The sequence below is a fragment of the Serratia sp. CY82433 genome (genome assembly GCF_052166535.1).
Lineage (GTDB): Bacteria > Pseudomonadota > Gammaproteobacteria > Enterobacterales > Enterobacteriaceae > Serratia > Serratia sarumanii.
The window spans coordinates 101,367-120,003 of the sequence record NZ_JBJNOR010000003.1 but is presented as its reverse complement, the minus strand read 5'-3'; the positions used below and the strand labels follow the sequence as shown (position 1 = coordinate 120,003).

Genomic DNA, 18,637 nt, shown 5'->3' with positions numbered 1-18,637 from the left:
TTACTGTACGGCGAACTGACGGCGGATTTTGCGCATCAACAGGAATAACCACGGCCACAAAATGCCGTTTACCACACTACTCCAGAACACCTCTGGGCGGAAAGAGACGTTGATCACTAAAAACTCAGCCCAGAACACCACCACGTCCATCGACAGCGACAGCAGCACGACGATCAGCGCCTGTTGCCACAGCGCCATATTGCGGAACAGTTGGAATTTGAACGCCACCAGATAGGCGATGATGCCCAGCGCCAGCGCGCGCACGCCCAGCGTGGAGCCGAGGATCAGATCCATGATCAGCCCCAGCACGAAGCCGGTGCCGACGTTGACCCGGTGCGGCAAGGCCATCACCCAGTAGATCAGGATCAACACCAGCCAGGAAGGCCGGAACATGTAGATCTGCTCCGGCCACGGCATGATTTGCAGCACCAACGCCACCAGGAACGACAGCCAGATTATCCAGCGCCCGTGGCTGCGGTAGCTGTTCATGGCACCACTCCCGCCGCGGCAGGCTGAGCTTGGGGCTGGACAGAGGCCGGAGCCGCGGTTTGCGGCGCCACCCCGGTGGCCGGAGCCGGCAGCTGCGGCCCGACGGAGCCGGCAGGCGGCAGCACCTGCGGCATCATCTGCATCAGGCGTTCATTGGCCACGCGGTGCACTTCGTCCGGCGGCAGCGGCATGTCGCCGTTGCGATCGGCGCCCCACAGCAGCAGCAGGTAGCGCAAGCGCTGCAGACCGGCGGTCGGCCGCGCCTGAATCACGGTGTAAGCGCGCTGGTTATCGACCTTGACCGAGGAAACCACCGCCACCGGATAGCCTTCCGGGAAGCGGCCGCCGAGGCCGGAGGTGACCAGCACGTCGCCAACGCGGATATCGGTGTTGTTCGGCAGGTGCTCCAGCTGCAGATCGTCGGCGCAGCCGCTGCCCGCGGCGATCACCCGAATATCGTTGCGCAGCACCTGGATCGGCAGCGCGTGCGAGGCGTCGCAGATCAGCAGCACGCGGCTGGTGACTTTCGCCACCGCCACCACCTGGCCGACCACGCCCTTGTCGCTGATCACCGGCTGGCCTTCATAGACGCCGTTGTCCGACCCTTTGTCGATCACCACCTGATCGCTGTAAGGATCGGAGCCGGTGGAGATCACCTGGGTGACCATCTTGTGTTCGTCCTGGCGCAGCGGAGAACCCAGCAGCTCGCGCAAGCGGGCGTTTTCCTGCTTGAATTGGCCAAGAAGAAGAATATCGCTGTTTTTCAGCAGCAGTTCCTGCCGCAGAGCGCGGTTTTCCAGCTCCAGCTGTTGGCGGGTGGCCAGCGTTTCTGACACGCTGTCCAAAACTTTACGCGGCCCGTTGGCCAGAAAATAGAAAGGGCTGACTGCGGTGTCCATGTAGTTGCGTATCTTCACGAACGTGCCGAGCCGGCTGTCGGCAACGATCAGGCCAATGGCCGCGATCACCGCCAAAAAAAGTCGCAGTTGCAGGGAAGGCCCCCTGCTAAAAATCGGCTTCATAAATTATGCGAGTTCCTCGACAACAGAAAGAGGAACCGTACCCGATTCTCGCTGTGCGCATTCATCCGATACGATTCCTCCTTCCAGGGGCTGACTATTCTTCGCTGAACAAATCGCCGCCGTGCATGTCGATCATTTCCAACGCCTTGCCGCCGCCGCGCGCCACGCAGGTCAGCGGATCTTCCGCCACCACGACCGGGATGCCGGTTTCTTCCATCAGCAGGCGATCGAGGTTGCGCAGCAGCGCGCCGCCGCCGGTCAATACCATGCCGCGTTCGGAAATGTCGGAGGCCAATTCTGGCGGGCACTGCTCCAGCGCAACCATCACCGCGCTGACGATGCCGGTCAGCGGCTCTTGCAGGGCTTCGAGGATTTCATTGGAGTTCAGGGTAAAGCCGCGTGGTACGCCTTCGGCCAGGTTACGGCCGCGGACTTCGATTTCGCGCACTTCATCGCCCGGATAGGCAGAACCGATTTCGTGCTTGATGCGCTCGGCGGTCGCTTCGCCGATCAGCGAGCCGTAGTTGCGGCGCACATAATTGATGATGGCTTCATCGAAGCGGTCGCCGCCGATGCGCACGGAAGAGGAGTACACCACGCCGTTCAGCGAGATCACCGCCACTTCAGTGGTACCACCACCGATATCCACCACCATGGAACCGGTCGCTTCGGAGACCGGCAGACCAGCGCCGATCGCCGCCGCCATCGGCTCTTCAATCAGGAACACTTCACGCGCGCCGGCCCCTTGGGCGGACTCGCGGATAGCGCGGCGTTCAACCTGGGTCGCGCCGACCGGCACACAGACCAGCACGCGCGGGCTTGGGCGCATGAAACTGTTGCTGTGAACCTGTTTGATAAAGTGCTGCAGCATTTTTTCGGTCACGAAGAAATCGGCGATCACGCCGTCTTTCATCGGGCGAATAGCCGCGATGTTGCCGGGGGTGCGGCCCAGCATCTGTTTGGCGTCATGACCGACGGCCGCGACGCTCTTTGGGGAGCCGGCACGATCCTGACGAATGGCAACCACCGAAGGTTCATTCAGTACGATGCCTTGCCCTTTAACATAAATCAGGGTATTGGCGGTACCCAAGTCGATGGACAAGTCGTTGGAAAACATGCCACGAAATTTCTTAAACATAACGAAAGGATAATCCTGCAAGCTGGGGGCGGAAAATAAAATCCGCCTACTTTACCAACCACACGAAGCAGCGACAAGGCGCAAAAACGTTCTACTTCGGTGAAAAATAGTCTGTATTGTTTCTGCTCGAATGCACGGAAATTGGATGAGGCCTGAATTCCCTGAACAAAGGCTCAGTTTACCACCCTGTCAACGCACGAAACGGCGTAACACAGCTCATAAAATCTAACATATTCCCTGATTGCCGCCGATGGTAAGCACCTACCAACGCCAACCAGATAAAAGCTGACAAGAGCCTATCTCAAATAGGCGTCGTTGTCGCAGGCAGATTGGAGAAAACTCCAAAATGACGGGTGACATGGCCCAGATGGATCCGGCGCTCATTCTACGTCAATTTTTGTCCGGCAATCAGCTTAAACGCGATAACGACGTGAATATTTTTTACGCCCCGCGTCGATCGGTTCCGGCGGCGCGAAAAAGTCGCCCTGCCCGCCGTGGATCCCGCGCTCTTTCAGCGTCTGCCACTCGTTGCGCGTGCGTACGCCGGCGGCGAACACCTGCGCGCGCGTGCCCGCGCAGGCGCCGGTCAGGCTCTGCACGAACAGCTGGTTTTCGTCCCGCTTATCGATGCTCCGCACCAACCCCGGGTGGAGCTTGACGATCTCCACCTGCAGCGACTTGATATAGGACGTACTGACCACGGTTAAACCCGCTTTGGACACCGCGAGGCGGCAGCCCAGCCCTGACAACAGCCTCAGCACCGGACGCAAACGGTCGATATGTTGACACACATCTGCCTCCGCAAGTTCAATCAGAATTCGCCGACGTTGACTTTTTTCGCACTGCAGCAATGTATCGCGCAGCCAGCGCTGGAAAGAGCGCTGCAAAATCGAGTCCACGCACAGCGGAAACGCCAGCGTTTCCTCGGGCCACTGCGTCAACAAGGGAATGATGCGGCTCACCTGTTGGCGATCGTAACTTTCCGCCAGCCCGAGCTGCTGCACCAGCGGCATATATTCCGCCGGCAGCAATTCCTGGGTGCCGTCATAGATCCGGCTCATGATCTCGCGATGGTGCACCTCGCCCCCCACGGTCACCGCCGGTTTCTGATACAGCCGCGGGCCGCCGCGCGCCAGCACCTGTTCCAGCAGCGTGCGCCATTTGACGCTGCCGCGCCCCTTTTCCGGCACCTGGCTGTCGTACACATACCACCCGTTTTCGCCCTGCAGCGTAGCGTGGCGCGTCGCCTGCTCCGCATAATCGATCACCTGCTCGGTGGTTTGACCGCTGCGGTACGCCACGATGCCGATGTGCAGGAAGGCCTCGCGGTCGATCAGCGCTGTGGAAGGCAAGGCATCGATGGCGTTGACCAGCTGTGAGGCGATGCCGTCGGCCTCCTTCAGGGTTCGATGCGGCAACAACACGGTAAAATCGCTGTGGAAGTAGCGCGCCAGCAGCGCCGACGGATAGCGCATCACGAAGGTAGACAGCAGATTGACCAGCGAATACATCAGCTCCTGCACCGCCACGCTGCCGTGCGTCTCGCGCAGGGTCTCGAAATCGGGCAGCCGCACCATCATCACGATGCCGTGCGAGCCTTCGTCTTCCAGCTGAGTGGTCAACTGGTTATCGAAGAACAGGCGATTATTCAGCCCGGTTTTGGCGTCCTGCGCGGCAAAGGCGCGGATCAGCGTATCGACCCGGCTGCGCTCTTCCCGCGCTTCCGCCAGATCGGCCAGCAGGCGATCGAGCGCGCCGCTGACGTTGGCCGGCCACTCACGCACGTCGCCCTGCATGACGTTTTCACGCTCGCCGTTCAGAATGCGCCGCGCGCGGCGTTCCAGACGATCTTCGCCGTCGGCCTGCTCACGCAGCCAGCGCAGGCTGAACAGCAAAACCACCACCATCACGACGATCGACAGCGTGACGGCGGCGGTGGATTGCAGCGTGCGCACGTCGCTGGCGAAGGGGTCGCGGTAGGTGATGTGCAGCGTGCTGCCCGGATGCTGCAACAGGGGACGCGAGACCTGACGATAACCGTTCAGCGCATCCCAGTGCTCTTTTTCCTGCGTCGGCAATTGATAGTCGAGCAGTTGGCTGCTACCGGCCTCTATGCGGATCGACACGATGCCGAGCGTGCGCATGACGATCGGCAACCATTTTTCCTGCTCCTGCGGCGGCTCGCTCAGCATGGCTTGATCGAGAGTGGTGACCAGCGAATCCAAGCGGCGCTCCTGGCGATCCTGGGTAACGTAAAAGAAGCTGTATGAGCATCCCATCAGCATCAAAAACATCGCCAGCGCGACCAACAGAGTGATCAATGCAGAGAGTTTGGTGGTAAATCGCATCCCTGTGCCTTGTCCGCTATGGTTAAGTGAGTGTTCACCCTTTAGCTAAAAGGGGCCGTCCAACCCTAACAAGCCTTGCCGAGGAATTAAACCTGCAAGCGCCATTTTTGTCCTTTATCAGGACTTGGGCCGCTTATTATGCATATAGTCAAATAACTGTGATTCAGCCATTGAATAGAAAAGTGTAAACGAGAGGAAGAGTGACATGCGTGCACTGTTATTGGAACAACAAGACGACCAAACTCTGGCTCATATCAAAGATATCGACAGCGATCGGTTGCCGGAAGGCGATGTCACCGTCGACATCAACTGGTCCAGCCTGAACTACAAGGACGCGCTGGCGATCACCGGCAAAGGCAAGATCGTGCGCAACTTCCCGATGGTGCCGGGCATCGACTTCGCCGGCACCGTGCGCCACAGCCGCGACGATCGCTTTAAAGAGGGGCAAAGCGTGGTGCTCACCGGCTGGGGCGTGGGCGAACACCACTGGGGCGGGTTGGCCGAGCAGGCGCGCGTCTCCGGTGAGTGGCTGGTGCCGCTGCCGAACGGCCTGGATGAGCGCAAGGCGATGATCATCGGCACCGCCGGCTTTACCGCCATGCTGTGCGTGATGGCGCTGGAGGAAGGCGGTGTGCACCCGGACGACGGCGATATCCTGGTCACCGGCGCCAGCGGCGGCGTGGGCAGCACCGCCATCGCCCTGCTGGCGGCGCTGGGTTACCGGGTGACCGCCATCAGCGGCCGCGACAGCAATACCGACTACCTGAAAGCGCTCGGCGCCAAAGAGGTGATGCCGCGCGATGGCTATATCGACATGCCGCGTCCACTGGAGAAACAGCTGTGGGCCGGCGCGGTGGACACCGTCGGCGACAAACTGTTGGCGCGGGTGCTGGCGCAGATGAACTATAACGGCACCGTCGCCGCCTGCGGCCTGGCGGGCGGTTATCAGCTGCCGACCACCGTGATGCCGTTCATTCTGCGCAACGTGCGCCTGCAGGGCGTGGATTCGGTGCATACGCCGCTGCATCGCCGCCAAACCGCCTGGGAACGGCTGGCCGGCATTCTGCCGGACAGCTTCTATCAGCAGGCCACGCACGAAATCTCCCTCGAGCAGGCGCCGGCCACCGCCGCCGCGCTGTTGAACAACCAAATCACCGGCCGCACCCTGGTGAAAATCCGCTGACCCTATCCCCCCGGCGACGGGGGGATCGCCCGCTTCTGCGAAATTTCATATTTTCCTGCGTCCCCTCGCTTCCGGCCGCCTTTAGCGCCATGCTTATTTCATGGAGACCCGTCAGCCGCTCGCAGGCGGCGGGAATCAGTCGCGGAGAACATAAGCATGAACAAACACCCCAAATTGACCGAGGCCGACGTCACGCCGGAGAGCGTATTCCACCAGCGGCGCAAGGTGCTGCAGGCGCTCGGCATCACCGCCGCTTCGCTGGCGCTGCCCACCGGCGCACAGGCGGACCTGCTGTCGTGGTTCAAGGGCAACGATCGCCCCAAGGCGCCGCCGGGCAAAGCGCTGGAATTCAGCAAACCGGCCGCCTGGCAGGCGCAGCTGGCGATGACGCCGGAAGACAAGGTCACCGGCTACAACAACTTCTATGAGTTCGGCCTCGACAAGGCCGATCCGGCCGCCAACGCCGGCGGGCTGAAAACCGAAGGCTGGAAAGTGCGCATCGACGGCGAAGTGGCGAAGCCGATAACGCTGGATATCGACGATCTGATGAAGCGTTTCCCACTGGAACAGCGCATTTACCGCATGCGCTGCGTCGAGGCCTGGTCGATGGTGGTGCCGTGGATCGGTTTCGAGCTGGGCAAGCTGATCAAGCTGGCCGAACCGAACGGCAACGCGCGCTACGTGGCCTTCCAGACGCTGTACGATCCGGAGCAGATGCCCGGCCAGAAAGATCGCTTTATCGGCGGCGGCCTGAAATACCCCTACGTCGAAGGGCTGCGGCTGGACGAGGCGATGCATCCGCTGGCGCTGCTGACCGTCGGCGTGTACGGCAAAACCCTGCCGCCGCAAAACGGCGCGCCGCTGCGGCTGATCACGCCGTGGAAATATGGCTTCAAGGGCATCAAATCGATCGTGCATATCCGTTTGGTGCGCGATCGGCCGCCGACTACCTGGAACCAATCCGCGCCGAACGAGTACGGTTTTTACGCCAACGTGAATCCGCACGTCGATCATCCGCGCTGGTCGCAGGCCACCGAGCGTTTCATCGGCTCCGGCGGCATTCTCGACGTCAAACGCCAGCCGACGCTGCTGTTCAACGGCTATGCCGACCAGGTGGCGTCGCTGTATCGCGGCATGGATCTGCGGGAGAATTTCTAAGTGCGCCTGACGCCTGTTCATATCAAATGGCTGAAAGCCGCCCTGCATTTAGCGGCGTTTCTGCCCTTTCTCTGGCTGGTGCTGGCGGTGGATCAAGGCTGGTTCAGCGCCGATCCGTCCAAGGACATCCAGCATTTTACCGGCAGGATGACGCTGAAACTGCTGCTGGCCACGCTGGCTATCGCCCCGCTGGCGCGCTACGCCCGCCAGCCGCTGCTGATTCGCTGCCGCCGCCTGGTGGGGCTGTGGTGCTTTGCCTGGGGCACGCTGCACCTGATAAGCTACTCCACGCTGGAATTGGGGCTAAGCAACCTCGGCCTGCTGGGCAGCGAGCTGGTGAACCGCCCTTATCTGACGCTCGGCATCCTCACCTGGCTGATCCTGCTGGCGCTGGCGGCCACCTCAACGCTGTGGGCGATGCGCAAACTGGGCGCCAAATGGCAACTGTTGCACAACTTCGTCTATCTGGCGGCGATCCTCGCCCCCATCCACTACCTGTGGTCGGTCAAAACGTTTTCCCCCCAGCCGTTCATCTACGCGCTGCTGGCGGTGGCGCTGTTGGGCCTGCGCTACAAGAAATTCCGCGCCTGGTGGCGCTGAACTACGCGGCGGCGCGCGTTATTGGTACGGAAAAACGCGCGCCGCCGGCGGGAACTTTTTCTGTGTTCCAGCGCTCATATTCCTGTCACGGATCCCCGAGTTCGTCGATTTGGGGTTGAATATCTTCGCTGATAAGACCAGTATTTAGCTGCGAATTGCTACGATATCGTTATAATGCCCGACCTTGTTTCTGTTCTCAGGGTGAATTTGCCCCTTAACAGGTGACAAATCGATAACATCGGGTTATTTTCTACGATGATGGTTTTATTGCCGGAGATACCAGCACAATGGCGGATAAGTTTCACATTTTGCTTCTGAACGGCCCCAATCTCAATCTGCTGGGGACGCGTGAGCCGGAGAAGTACGGCAGCACGACGCTGACAGAGATTGTTAACGGATTGGAAAACCAGGCATCCGCATTGGATATTACCCTGAGCCATCTGCAGTCCAACGCCGAGCATCAGCTGATCGATCGCATTCATCAGGCGCGCGGCAACACCGATTTCATTCTGATAAATCCGGCGGCGTTCACGCACACCAGCGTGGCGCTGCGCGATGCGTTGCTGGCGGTGCAGATCCCGTTCATCGAGATCCACCTGTCCAACGTGCACGCCCGCGAACCTTTCCGCCATCACTCTTATCTCTCGGACGTAGCGGTAGGGGTGATTTGCGGCCTCGGCGCGGATGGCTACGCTTTCGCTTTACAGGCAGCGGTTAACCGTCTGTCGAAAACCCACTAATTGCTCCACAAAAAGAGTACGGAATCACACTCATGGATATTCGTAAAATCAAGAAACTGATCGAACTGGTTGAAGAATCAGGCATTTCTGAACTGGAAATCTCTGAAGGCGAAGAATCGGTTCGCATCAGCCGTGCCGCACCGGCGCAGGCTTATCCCGTCATGCAGCAGGCCTACGCGATGCCGGCACAGCAGCAGCCAGCCCTGGCTAACGCCGTTGCCACCGCGCCTGCGGCAGAAACCCCTGCAGCACCGGCGGCCGTGAGTGGCCACGTCGTTCGTTCCCCAATGGTAGGCACCTTCTACCGCACCCCAAGCCCGGACGCGAAAGCCTTCGTGGAAGTGGGCCAGAAAGTGAACGCCGGCGATACCCTGTGCATCGTTGAAGCCATGAAAATGATGAACCAGATCGAAGCGGACAAGTCCGGCGTCGTGAAAGCCATCCTGGTGGAAAACGGCCAGCCGGTCGAATATGACGAGCCGCTGGTCGTCATCGAATAACGAGGCGCCCCCATGCTTGATAAAATTGTTATCGCCAACCGCGGCGAGATCGCGCTTCGCATCCTGCGTGCCTGTAAAGAACTGGGCATCAAGACCGTTGCGGTTCACTCCGCGGCCGACCGCGATCTGAAACACGTGCTGCTGGCCGACGAGACCGTCTGCATCGGTCCTGCGCCATCGGTAAAAAGCTACCTGAACATCCCGGCCATCATCTCGGCGGCGGAAATCACTGGCGCGGTGGCGATCCACCCGGGCTACGGCTTCCTGTCCGAGAACGCCGACTTCGCCGAGCAGGTTGAACGCTCCGGCTTCATCTTCATCGGCCCGAAAGCCGAGACCATCCGCCTGATGGGCGACAAGGTTTCCGCGATCAACGCCATGAAGAAAGCCGGCGTGCCGTGCGTACCTGGCTCCGACGGCCCGCTGACCGACGACATGGATAAAAACCGTGCCTTCGCCAAGCGCATCGGTTATCCGGTGATCATCAAGGCCTCCGGCGGCGGCGGCGGTCGCGGCATGCGCGTGGTGCGCAGCGACAAAGACCTTGAGCAGTCCATCAACATGACGAAAGCGGAAGCCAAAGCGGCTTTCAACAACGACATGGTGTACATGGAAAAATACCTGGAGAATCCGCGCCACATCGAGATTCAGGTATTGGCCGACGGCCAGGGCAACGCCATCTATCTGGCCGAGCGCGACTGCTCCATGCAGCGCCGCCACCAGAAAGTGGTCGAAGAAGCGCCGGCGCCGGGCATCACCAGCGAAATGCGCCGTTACATCGGCGAGCGCTGCTCGAAAGCCTGCGTGGAAATCGGCTACCGCGGCGCGGGTACCTTCGAGTTCCTGTATGAAAACGGCGAGTTCTATTTCATCGAAATGAACACCCGTATTCAGGTAGAGCACCCGGTTACCGAAATGATCACCGGCGTGGATCTGATCAAAGAGCAGCTGCGCATCGCTGCCGGTCAGCCGCTGTCGATCAAACAGGAAGAAGTGAAGATCCACGGCCACGCGGTAGAATGCCGCATCAACGCCGAAGATCCGAACACCTTCCTGCCGAGCCCGGGCAAGATCACCCGCTTCCACGCGCCAGGCGGTTTCGGCGTGCGTTGGGAATCTCATATCTACGCCGGTTATACCGTACCGCCGTACTATGACTCCATGATCGGCAAACTGATCACCTTCGGCGAAAACCGTGACGTGGCGATTGCCCGCATGAAAAACGCCCTGGCTGAACTGATCATCGACGGCATCAAAACCAACGTTGAGCTGCAGCAGAAGATCATGAACGACGAAAACTTCCAGCACGGTGGCACCAACATCCACTATCTGGAGAAGAAGCTGGGTCTGCAGGAAACCTAAGGCAGCACGCAGCATCGTCTGACGAAAGGCCGGTTAATCACCGGCCTTTTTCTTTGGCGTTGCCGCCAGTAACGGCTTGGCAAAACGCCGTCATGCCGTAAAATTCCCTACCTTTGATGAATCCATCACCGTAAACCTATGGGAGACACGGATGGACAAACGCTTTATTCAGGCGCACCGCGAAGCGCGCTGGGCGCTGGGGCTGACGCTGCTCTACCTGCTGGCCTGGGGGCTGGCGGCCTATCTGCCGGACAGCGCTATCGGCGTCACCGGCCTGCCGCACTGGTTCGAAATGGCCTGCCTGCTGGTGCCGCTGCTGTTCATCGGCCTGTGCTGGCTGATGGTGCGCACGGTGTTCCGCGACATTTCGCTGGAGGACAGCGATGCAAACTGAAGTGATCCTGCCGCTGGTCGCCTACCTGTTGCTGGTATTCGGCCTGTCGGTATACGCCTATCGCCGCCGTCAGAATGGAAATTTCCTCAGCGAATATTTCCTCGGCAACCGCTCGATGGGCGGCTTTGTGCTGGCGATGACCCTGACCGCCACCTACATCAGCGCCAGTTCGTTTATCGGCGGCCCCGGCGCCGCCTACAAATACGGCCTGGGCTGGGTGCTGCTGGCGATGATCCAGCTGCCGGCGGTGTGGCTGTCGCTCGGCGTGCTGGGCAAGAAATTCGCCATCCTGGCGCGCCGCTACAACGCTATCACCCTCAATGACATGCTGTATGGCCGCTACCAAAGCCGCCTGCTGGTGTGGCTGGCCAGCCTCAGCCTGCTGGTGGCGTTCCTCGGCGCCATGACGGTGCAGTTTATCGGCGGCGCACGCCTGCTGGAGACCGCCGCCGGCATTCCTTACGACACCGGCCTGCTGATCTTCGGCATCAGCATCGCGCTGTACACCGCCTTCGGCGGCTTCCGCGCCAGCGTGCTGAACGACGCCATGCAGGGGCTGGTGATGCTGCTCGGCACCGTGCTGCTGCTGGTGGCGGTGATCCATGCCGCCGGCGGACTGGACAGCGCAGTCAGCAAACTACAGCAGATCGATCCGGCGCTGGTGTCGCCGCAGGGCGGCGATCAGATCCTCAGCCTGCCGTTTATGGCGTCGTTCTGGATCCTGGTGTGCTTCGGGGTGATCGGCCTGCCGCACACCGCCGTGCGCTGTATCTCCTACAAGGACAGCAAGGCGGTGCACCGCGGCATTCTGCTCGGCACCGTGGTGGTGGCGGTGCTGATGTTCGGCATGCACCTGGCCGGCGCACTCGGCCGCGCGGTGTTGCCGGATCTCAAGATCCCCGATCAGGTGATCCCGACGCTGATGATCACCGTGCTGCCGCCTTACGCCGCCGGGATTTTCTTGGCGGCGCCGATGGCGGCGATCATGTCGACCATCAACGCCCAACTGCTGCAATCCTCCGCCACCATCATCAAGGATCTCTACCTTGGCGTACGCCCACAGCAGATCCACAACGAGCGGCTGATCAAGCGCTTCTCCAGCCTGACCACGCTGATCCTCGGCCTGTTGGTGCTGTTGGCGGCCTGGCGGCCGCCGGAGATGATCATCTGGCTCAACCTGCTGGCTTTCGGCGGGCTGGAGGCGGTGTTCCTGTGGCCGCTGGTGCTGGGCCTGTACTGGGAACGCGCCAATGCTCAGGGAGCGCTTAGCTCAATGGTGTCGGGTGCGGTATGCTATACGCTATTGGCCAGCTTCAACCTGCAGCCGGCGGGGCTGCACCCTATCGTGCCTTCGCTGTTGCTCAGCCTGTTGGCGTTTTATCTCGGTAACGTCGTCGGCGAAAAGCGCCGGACGGCGTCATCATTACCCTCTTGAAGAGAATTGCTATGCCTTGGATCCAACTCAAACTGAACACCACCGGCAGCCAGGCGGAAGACCTGAGCGACGCGCTGGTGGAAAGCGGCGCCGTGTCGGTGACCTTCCAGGACACCCACGACAACCCGGTGTTCGAACCTTTGCCGGGTGAAACCCTGCTGTGGGGCGATACCGACGTGATCGGCCTGTACGACGCGGAAACCGATATGGCCGAGGTGGTGGCGATGCTGGAACAGCACCCGCTGCTGGGCGCCGGTTTCCGCCACAAGATAGAGCAGCTGGAAGATAAGGACTGGGAGCGCGAATGGATGGATAACTTCCACCCGATGCGCTTCGGCGAGCGTTTGTGGATCTGCCCGAGCTGGCGCGACGTGCCGGATCCCGATGCGGTCAACGTGATGCTCGATCCGGGCCTGGCGTTCGGCACCGGCACCCACCCGACCACCGCGCTGTGCCTGCAGTGGCTGGACGGCCTCGATTTGGCCGGCAAAACCGTTATCGACTTCGGTTGCGGTTCCGGCATCCTGGCAATCGCCGCGCTGAAGCTGGGTGCAGCGCGCGCTATCGGCATCGACATCGATCCCCAGGCCATTCAGGCCAGCCGCGACAACGCGCAGCGTAACGGCGTTTCAGAGCGTCTGGAGCTGTATCTGCCGAAAGACCAGCCGGCGGACCTGCTGGCGGACGTGGTGGTCGCCAACATCCTCGCCGGCCCGCTGCGCGAGCTGGCGCCGCTGATCGGTTGCCTGCCGAAGGCCGGCGGCCATCTGGGGCTGTCCGGCGTGCTGGCCAGCCAGGCGAGCAGCGTTGCGCAAGCCTACGAAGAGAAGTTCACGCTCGACCCGGTCGCCGAGCGTGAAGAGTGGTGCCGCATCACCGGCCGCCGCAAGTAAGCGTCACGGTCTATTGCTCCCTCATCCACCGGCCCTGCGCCGGTGGATTTTTTTTGCCTGGCGATCGGCCCGCGGGCGAGACAAAATTTTATGCAATTTTTCGCCGTTCAACGACGGATCGCCCTGACAATGCGCCTTCCAGGCAGGCTATCCCGGCAAAAAACGCGGGTGAATGCAGATAATATTCTGCGCAAAGGCGAATATTTTACCGCACACAAAATAAGCACTTTTCGTCAACTCATTGTAAAATATATACAATATTTTTATGAATCACTGCGCAGCGCATTTTTTGCCCTAATATCGCGCCAATTGGTTAAAGTTTGGCCTTTCATCTCGGCGCAAAAATGCGTAATATACGCGCCCTTGCGGACACAGTATGGTCACTCTTTGTCTATGCGCATTGGACACCACCAGCTTACTAATTGCCTGATTGCGGCCCCGATGGCCGGTATTACAGATCGCCCGTTCAGAACCCTCTGTCATGCAATGGGTGCTGGGATGGCTGTATCCGAGATGCTCTCCTCCAACCCGGAGGTGTGGCGGACGGATAAGTCGCGTCTGCGTATGGTGCATAGCGATGAACCAGGGATCCGCTCCGTGCAGATTGCCGGATGCGATCCTGATGATATGGCCGCCGCCGCGCGTATCAACGTGGCCAGCGGCGCGCAGATCATCGACATCAATATGGGATGCCCGGCCAAAAAAGTGAACCGGAAGCTTGCCGGGTCCGCCTTGTTGCAGTACCCGGATCTGGTTAAACGGATCCTCCACGCGGTGGTTGACGCGGTGGATGTGCCGGTAACGCTGAAGATTCGCACCGGCTGGGCGCCAGAGCATCGTAACTGTGTAGAGATTGCCCAACTGGCCGAAGACTGTGGTATTCAGGCCCTGACGATTCACGGCCGAACCCGCGCCTGTCTGTTTAACGGCGACGCGGAATACGACAGCATTCGGGCAGTTAAGCAGAGTGTTTCCATTCCGATTATCGCGAATGGGGATATTACTGACCCGCATAAAGCCAGAGCAGTGCTCGACTACACCGGGGCCGATGCCCTGATGATAGGCCGCGCTGCTCAGGGGAGACCCTGGATCTTCCGGGAAATCCAGCATTATCTGGACACTGGGGAGTTGCTGCCGCCGCTGCCGCTTGGCGAGGTGAAGCGCTTGTTGATTGGGCACATTCGGGAATTGCACGGCTTCTATGGCCAAGGCAAGGGATTCCGGATTGCTCGTAAGCACGTGTCCTGGTATCTCCAGGAACACGCTCCGAATGACCAGTTTCGGCGCACATTCAACGCCATAGAGGATGCCAGCGAACAGCTGGAGGCGTTGGAGGCATATTTCGAAAATCTTAGCGTAAAAAAAGAGCTGACAGAACTATGTTCGAACAACGCGTAAATTCTGACGTACTGACCGTTTCTACCGTTAACTCACAAGATCAGGTGACTCAAAAGCCTCTGCGTGACTCGGTTAAACAAGCACTGAAGAACTATTTTGCTCAACTGAACGGTCAAGACGTAAATGACCTGTATGAGCTGGTACTGGCTGAAGTTGAACAGCCACTGTTGGACATGGTGATGCAATACACCCGTGGCAACCAGACCCGCGCAGCCCTGATGATGGGCATCAACCGCGGCACGCTGCGCAAGAAGCTGAAAAAATACGGCATGAACTGATACTAGTCAGTTAACGTGTTGAAAAGGCGCTTTATCTCATTTGATAAGCGCCTTTTTCTTTTGGGGCGCCCCCGGTTTGCGGGCAATAAAAAAGGCCGCAGTGCGGCCCTTGTGGCAAAGCGGCGACCTTATTCGGTCACTTTGTTCTTGAGGCTTTCCGCCCCTTGCTTGGTCTTATCCCAAGCCTTCTCTGAACCTTGCTTGGTGGAGTGCCAGGCCTTTTGCGAGCCTTCGCTCACTTTGCTGCCGACGCTGTCGCTCTTGCCTTCGGCGGCGTGCTTGGCTTTCAGCTTCAGCTCTTCACCCTTGTCCTGAGACTGGTGCAGCTTTTCTTTGGCGGTATCCGCTCCTTTGTGCGCTTCGGCAACGACCTCGTTGCTGGCGTGAGCGGCGGTGTCGGTCGCGGTCTCAGCGGCGAACACCGGGGAAGCGAGCAGCAGTGCAGACAAGGCAATGATTGATTTCTTCATAAGTCCCTCTTTTCTCAGATACGTGCCATTCGTCATGAAATAAGATGGCACACAATCACGTTAAAGAAACCTAAGAATAGTACGAAAACCAAAAATACCAACATAAAATATCAACACTCACATCTTTATTAACTTTTCATGCCATCTACGTTCAACAATGGCGAAATGGCACGAAAAAGTTAAATTTTATCTGTCACAAAACTATAATTTTTACGTTTTTTACCTCGTAATAATCAGTAATGACAGGGATGGATTCTATGGTTGCCGTCATCATCATAGGCGTTTTTATCGTCAGCTTCCTTTACGCACACTCCCGCGGCAAGGAGAAACAAAAGCTTACCCGCCAACTGTTCGATCACTCCACCTTTATGGGGCCGATCAATATGTTTATGACCGGTTTCTCCCGTTTGCCCGCCAGGCAGCCCTATTTCGACGAAAAAGGTTTCCCGGAGCTGCAGACGCTGACCGACAACTGGCAGGTGATCCGCGAGGAAGCGGTGCGCTTGCAGCATCACATCAAAAAGGCGCAGTCGCACAACGATGCGGGGTTCAACACCTTCTTCAAACGCGGCTGGAAACGTTTCTATCTGAAGTGGTACAGCGACAGCCACCCTTCGGCGCAGGCGCTGTGCCCAAAAACCGTCGAGCTGCTCAACCGCATCCCGTCGGTCAAGGCCGCGATGTTCGCCGAGCTGCCGCCCGGCAGCCATTTGGGTAAACACCGCGATCCTTACGCCGGCTCGGTGCGCTATCACCTGGGGTTGATGACGCCCAACGACGATCGCTGCTTCATCGAGGTGGACGGCGAGCAGCACAGTTGGCGCGACGGCGAGGCGGTGATCTTCGACGAAACCTACGTGCACTGGGCGCAGAACGCCACCGACCAGACGCGTATCATTCTGTTTTGCGACGTCGAGCGGCCGATGAAATGGCGCTGGGCGCAGGCGGTCAACCACTGGGTCGGTTCAACGCTGATGTCGGCGGCCAGCTCGCCGAACGACGATCAGGATCGCACCGGCGGCATCAACCGCATCTTCAAATACGTCAACGCGGTGCGCGATGCCGGCCAACGCCTGAAGGCGCGCAACCGCCGCGGTTACTACCTGCTGAAATGGCTGGTGATCGCTGCGATCTTCGCCGCGATTATCATTCCCAGCCTATAAAACGAGCCAATCTTCAACTCAGGGGCAACGCGAATGAGAATATTCGCATGCCCCTCTTCCGCCACACCCCGTACCCTGTGTTAACATACACGTTCCTAGAGCCGCCTCCGCTGGCCAACAGCTATCCCTCCGAAGCCTGATAGCAGCGCAAACCGCCCTTCGAATGTAAATGTTTAGTCAATTATGGAATTCCGACTAAACCCTGGCCGTACTTGGGTGTCTGAGTAGTCGTATCGCTATCGAGTGGATCCTTTATGCGTTACAGGTTGCTACCCCCTAACGCATAAACGAGCTGCTATGAAACGCCAAAAGAGATTTCAACTTTCCTTGCTGCACCCGCGCTACTGGCTGACCTGGTTCGGCCTGGCTCTGCTGTTCCTGCTGGTACAGCTCCCTTACCCGTTGCTCAATCGGCTGGGGGTGTGGATGGGGCGCACTTCGATGCGTTTTCTTAAGCGTCGCGTCACCATTACCCGCCGCAACCTCGAACTGTGCTTCCCCGAGATGGACGAAGCGCAGCGCGAACGTAAAGTGGTGGGCAACTTCGAATCGCTCGGCATGGGCCTGCTGGAAACCGGCATGGCCTGGTTCTGGTCGGATAAACGCGTCAAGCGCTGGTTCAACGTCTCCGGCATCAACCACCTCAAAATGGCGCAGCGCGACGATCGCGGCGTGCTGGTGATCGGCGTGCACTTTATGTCGCTGGAGCTGGGCGGCCGGGCGATGGGCCTGTGCCAGCCGATGATGGCGATGTACCGCCCGCACAACAACAAGGCGATGGAGTGGGCGCAGACCAAGGGCCGCATGCGCTCCAACAAAGCGATGATCGATCGCAAGGATCTGCGCGGCATGGTGCACGCGCTCAAGCGCGGCGAGGCGGTATGGTTCGCGCCGGATCAGGACTACGGCCCGCGCGGCAGCGTATTCGCGCCGCTGTTCGCCGTCGATCAGGCCGCCACCACCAGCGGCACCTTCATGCTGGCACGCATGGCCAACCCGGCATTGGTGCCGGTGGTGCTGATCCGCCGCGAAGGCGGCCGCGGCTACGACCTGCTGATTCAACCGGCCCTGGAAGACTACCCGCTCAGCGACGAACAGGCGGCGGCGGCTTACATGAACAAAGTGATCGAGAAAGAGATCATGCGGGCGCCGGAGCAATACATGTGGCTGCACCGCCGCTTCAAAACCCGACCGGCCGGCGCGCCCTCGCTGTACTGAGCCTCTTTTTTCTTTCCAGCCCGGCCAACGCCGGGCTTTTTTGTGCGCCACGTTTAAAAAGCGGCGGCTCGACACTCTACTTTCCTGTAATCTCCTTTTTTACCCGCACAGGAAAGGAAATGATGAAAGCTCAAGTTCGCATTGCTCTGGTCGGTGATTACAACCCGCAAGCCGTGGCCCATCAGGCCATCCCCGTGGCGCTCCAGCTCACCGCCGCCCATCTCGACATCGACGTGCAGCCCCAATGGCTACCGACAGAAACCCTGACCTCCCCCGACGTCCTGCAAAATTTCGACGCCATCTGGGTGGTGCCGGGCAGCCCGTATCGTTACGACGACGGCGCCTTTATGGCGATCCGCCATGCGCGGGAAAACGACGTGCCGTTCCTCGGCTCATGCGGCGGTTTTCAATACGCCATCGTCGAGTACGCCCGCAACGTGATGGGCTGGCACGACGCCGGCCATGCGGAAACCGACAGCGGCGGCCGATTGGTGATCGCCCCGCTGAGCTGTTCGCTGGTGGAAAAAACCGGCGACATCGCTTTTCAGCCTGACACCCGCGTCGCGCAGGCCTACGGTAGCCTGAACACCCATGAAGGCTACCACTGCAACTTCGGCGTAAATCCGGAGTTCGTCGCCGATCTTGAGCGCTTCCCGCTGATCGTCAGCGGCCACGACATCGAAGGCGACGTGCGCGCCATCGAACTGCCGGGCCGGCGTTTTTACGTCGCCACGCTGTTCCAGTCGGAACGCGCCGCGCTGCGCGGCGAGCTTTCACCGCTGGTGGTGGAACTCGTCAAAACCGCCGCCAACGGGTAAAAAAAAGCCCTCTTGCGAGGGCTTTCTCAT

19 protein-coding genes are annotated in these 18,637 nt (G+C 59.6%); 14 read left to right on the top strand and 5 right to left on the bottom strand.

Going from position 1 to position 18,637, the window contains the following annotated elements; translation table 11 throughout:
* From mreD to csrD, 4 genes are all read right to left on the bottom strand, one after another.
* Complete coding sequence (gene mreD / locus ACJ8PI_RS16770) at window positions 1-489, bottom strand: rod shape-determining protein MreD (protein ID WP_004936918.1); 489 nt, start codon at window positions 487-489, stop codon at window positions 1-3.
* Complete coding sequence (mreC, locus tag ACJ8PI_RS16765) at window positions 486-1,511, bottom strand: rod shape-determining protein MreC (RefSeq protein WP_033636173.1); 1,026 nt, start codon at window positions 1,509-1,511, stop codon at window positions 486-488. Before mreC ends, mreD begins: the two co-directional genes overlap by 4 nt.
* A gap of 94 nt (window positions 1,512-1,605) precedes the next feature.
* Window positions 1,606-2,649, bottom strand: a complete 1,044-nt coding sequence (mreB, locus tag ACJ8PI_RS16760; protein ID WP_003855260.1) for a rod shape-determining protein MreB — start codon at window positions 2,647-2,649, stop codon at window positions 1,606-1,608.
* Between the two features lie 413 nt (window positions 2,650-3,062).
* Window positions 3,063-4,997, bottom strand: coding sequence for an RNase E specificity factor CsrD (csrD, locus tag ACJ8PI_RS16755; protein WP_033636174.1), 1,935 nt, complete (start codon window positions 4,995-4,997; stop codon window positions 3,063-3,065).
* A 205-nt stretch (window positions 4,998-5,202) separates the two neighbouring features.
* On the opposite strand from csrD, the gene acuI reads away from it, so the two are divergent.
* From acuI to fis, 11 genes are all read left to right on the top strand, one after another.
* Entirely contained in the window at window positions 5,203-6,180 is a 978-nt protein-coding gene (gene acuI, locus ACJ8PI_RS16750; protein WP_047570383.1) for an acrylyl-CoA reductase (NADPH), read from the top strand.
* 156 nt (window positions 6,181-6,336) lie between these two features.
* Window positions 6,337-7,338, top strand: coding sequence for a protein-methionine-sulfoxide reductase catalytic subunit MsrP (msrP, locus tag ACJ8PI_RS16745; RefSeq protein ID WP_033636176.1), 1,002 nt, complete (start codon window positions 6,337-6,339; stop codon window positions 7,336-7,338).
* Entirely contained in the window at window positions 7,339-7,938 is a 600-nt protein-coding gene (msrQ, locus tag ACJ8PI_RS16740; protein WP_041036869.1) for a protein-methionine-sulfoxide reductase heme-binding subunit MsrQ, read from the top strand.
* A gap of 287 nt (window positions 7,939-8,225) precedes the next feature.
* Window positions 8,226-8,678 (top strand): type II 3-dehydroquinate dehydratase, encoded by a 453-nt coding sequence (aroQ, locus tag ACJ8PI_RS16735; RefSeq protein WP_004936891.1) that lies wholly within the window; start codon window positions 8,226-8,228, stop codon window positions 8,676-8,678.
* Between the two features lie 32 nt (window positions 8,679-8,710).
* Window positions 8,711-9,178 (top strand): acetyl-CoA carboxylase biotin carboxyl carrier protein, encoded by a 468-nt coding sequence (gene accB, locus ACJ8PI_RS16730; protein ID WP_033636178.1) that lies wholly within the window; start codon window positions 8,711-8,713, stop codon window positions 9,176-9,178.
* A 12-nt stretch (window positions 9,179-9,190) separates the two neighbouring features.
* A complete protein-coding gene (accC, locus tag ACJ8PI_RS16725) occupies window positions 9,191-10,540 on the top strand; it encodes an acetyl-CoA carboxylase biotin carboxylase subunit (RefSeq protein WP_004936886.1) in 1,350 nt (449 codons plus the stop codon).
* Between the two features lie 151 nt (window positions 10,541-10,691).
* Window positions 10,692-10,934, top strand: coding sequence for a YhdT family protein (locus ACJ8PI_RS16720; protein WP_033644445.1), 243 nt, complete (start codon window positions 10,692-10,694; stop codon window positions 10,932-10,934).
* On the top strand, window positions 10,924-12,369 hold the full coding sequence (gene panF / locus ACJ8PI_RS16715) for a sodium/pantothenate symporter (protein ID WP_033636180.1): 1,446 nt from the start codon (window positions 10,924-10,926) through the stop codon (window positions 12,367-12,369). The genes ACJ8PI_RS16720 and panF overlap by 11 nt, the downstream gene beginning before the upstream one ends.
* Before the next feature lie 11 nt (window positions 12,370-12,380).
* The gene (gene prmA, locus ACJ8PI_RS16710; RefSeq protein ID WP_033636181.1) at window positions 12,381-13,262 is read left to right on the top strand and encodes a 50S ribosomal protein L11 methyltransferase; all 882 of its coding nucleotides are present in this window, start codon (window positions 12,381-12,383) and stop codon (window positions 13,260-13,262) included.
* A 393-nt stretch (window positions 13,263-13,655) separates the two neighbouring features.
* Complete coding sequence (gene dusB / locus ACJ8PI_RS16705) at window positions 13,656-14,660, top strand: tRNA dihydrouridine synthase DusB (RefSeq protein WP_004936856.1); 1,005 nt, start codon at window positions 13,656-13,658, stop codon at window positions 14,658-14,660.
* Entirely contained in the window at window positions 14,642-14,938 is a 297-nt protein-coding gene (gene fis / locus ACJ8PI_RS16700; protein ID WP_000462905.1) for a DNA-binding transcriptional regulator Fis, read from the top strand. Before dusB ends, fis begins: the two co-directional genes overlap by 19 nt.
* A 128-nt stretch (window positions 14,939-15,066) precedes the next feature.
* Here the strand turns inward: fis and ACJ8PI_RS16695 are convergent, their stop codons facing one another.
* Window positions 15,067-15,408 (bottom strand): hypothetical protein, encoded by a 342-nt coding sequence (locus ACJ8PI_RS16695; protein WP_004936850.1) that lies wholly within the window; start codon window positions 15,406-15,408, stop codon window positions 15,067-15,069.
* Between the two features lie 257 nt (window positions 15,409-15,665).
* Here ACJ8PI_RS16695 and lpxO point away from each other — a divergent pair, with 257 nt between their 5' ends.
* From lpxO to ACJ8PI_RS16680, 3 genes are all read left to right on the top strand, one after another.
* Window positions 15,666-16,571 (top strand): lipid A hydroxylase LpxO, encoded by a 906-nt coding sequence (gene lpxO, locus ACJ8PI_RS16690; RefSeq protein WP_164134686.1) that lies wholly within the window; start codon window positions 15,666-15,668, stop codon window positions 16,569-16,571.
* A 297-nt stretch (window positions 16,572-16,868) separates the two neighbouring features.
* Window positions 16,869-17,789, top strand: coding sequence for a kdo(2)-lipid IV(A) palmitoleoyltransferase (lpxP, locus tag ACJ8PI_RS16685; RefSeq protein WP_033648968.1), 921 nt, complete (start codon window positions 16,869-16,871; stop codon window positions 17,787-17,789).
* A 119-nt stretch (window positions 17,790-17,908) separates the two neighbouring features.
* Window positions 17,909-18,607 (top strand): CTP synthase C-terminal region-related (seleno)protein, encoded by a 699-nt coding sequence (locus ACJ8PI_RS16680; protein ID WP_319861418.1) that lies wholly within the window; start codon window positions 17,909-17,911, stop codon window positions 18,605-18,607.
* The last annotated feature ends 30 nt before the right edge of the window (window positions 18,608-18,637 follow it).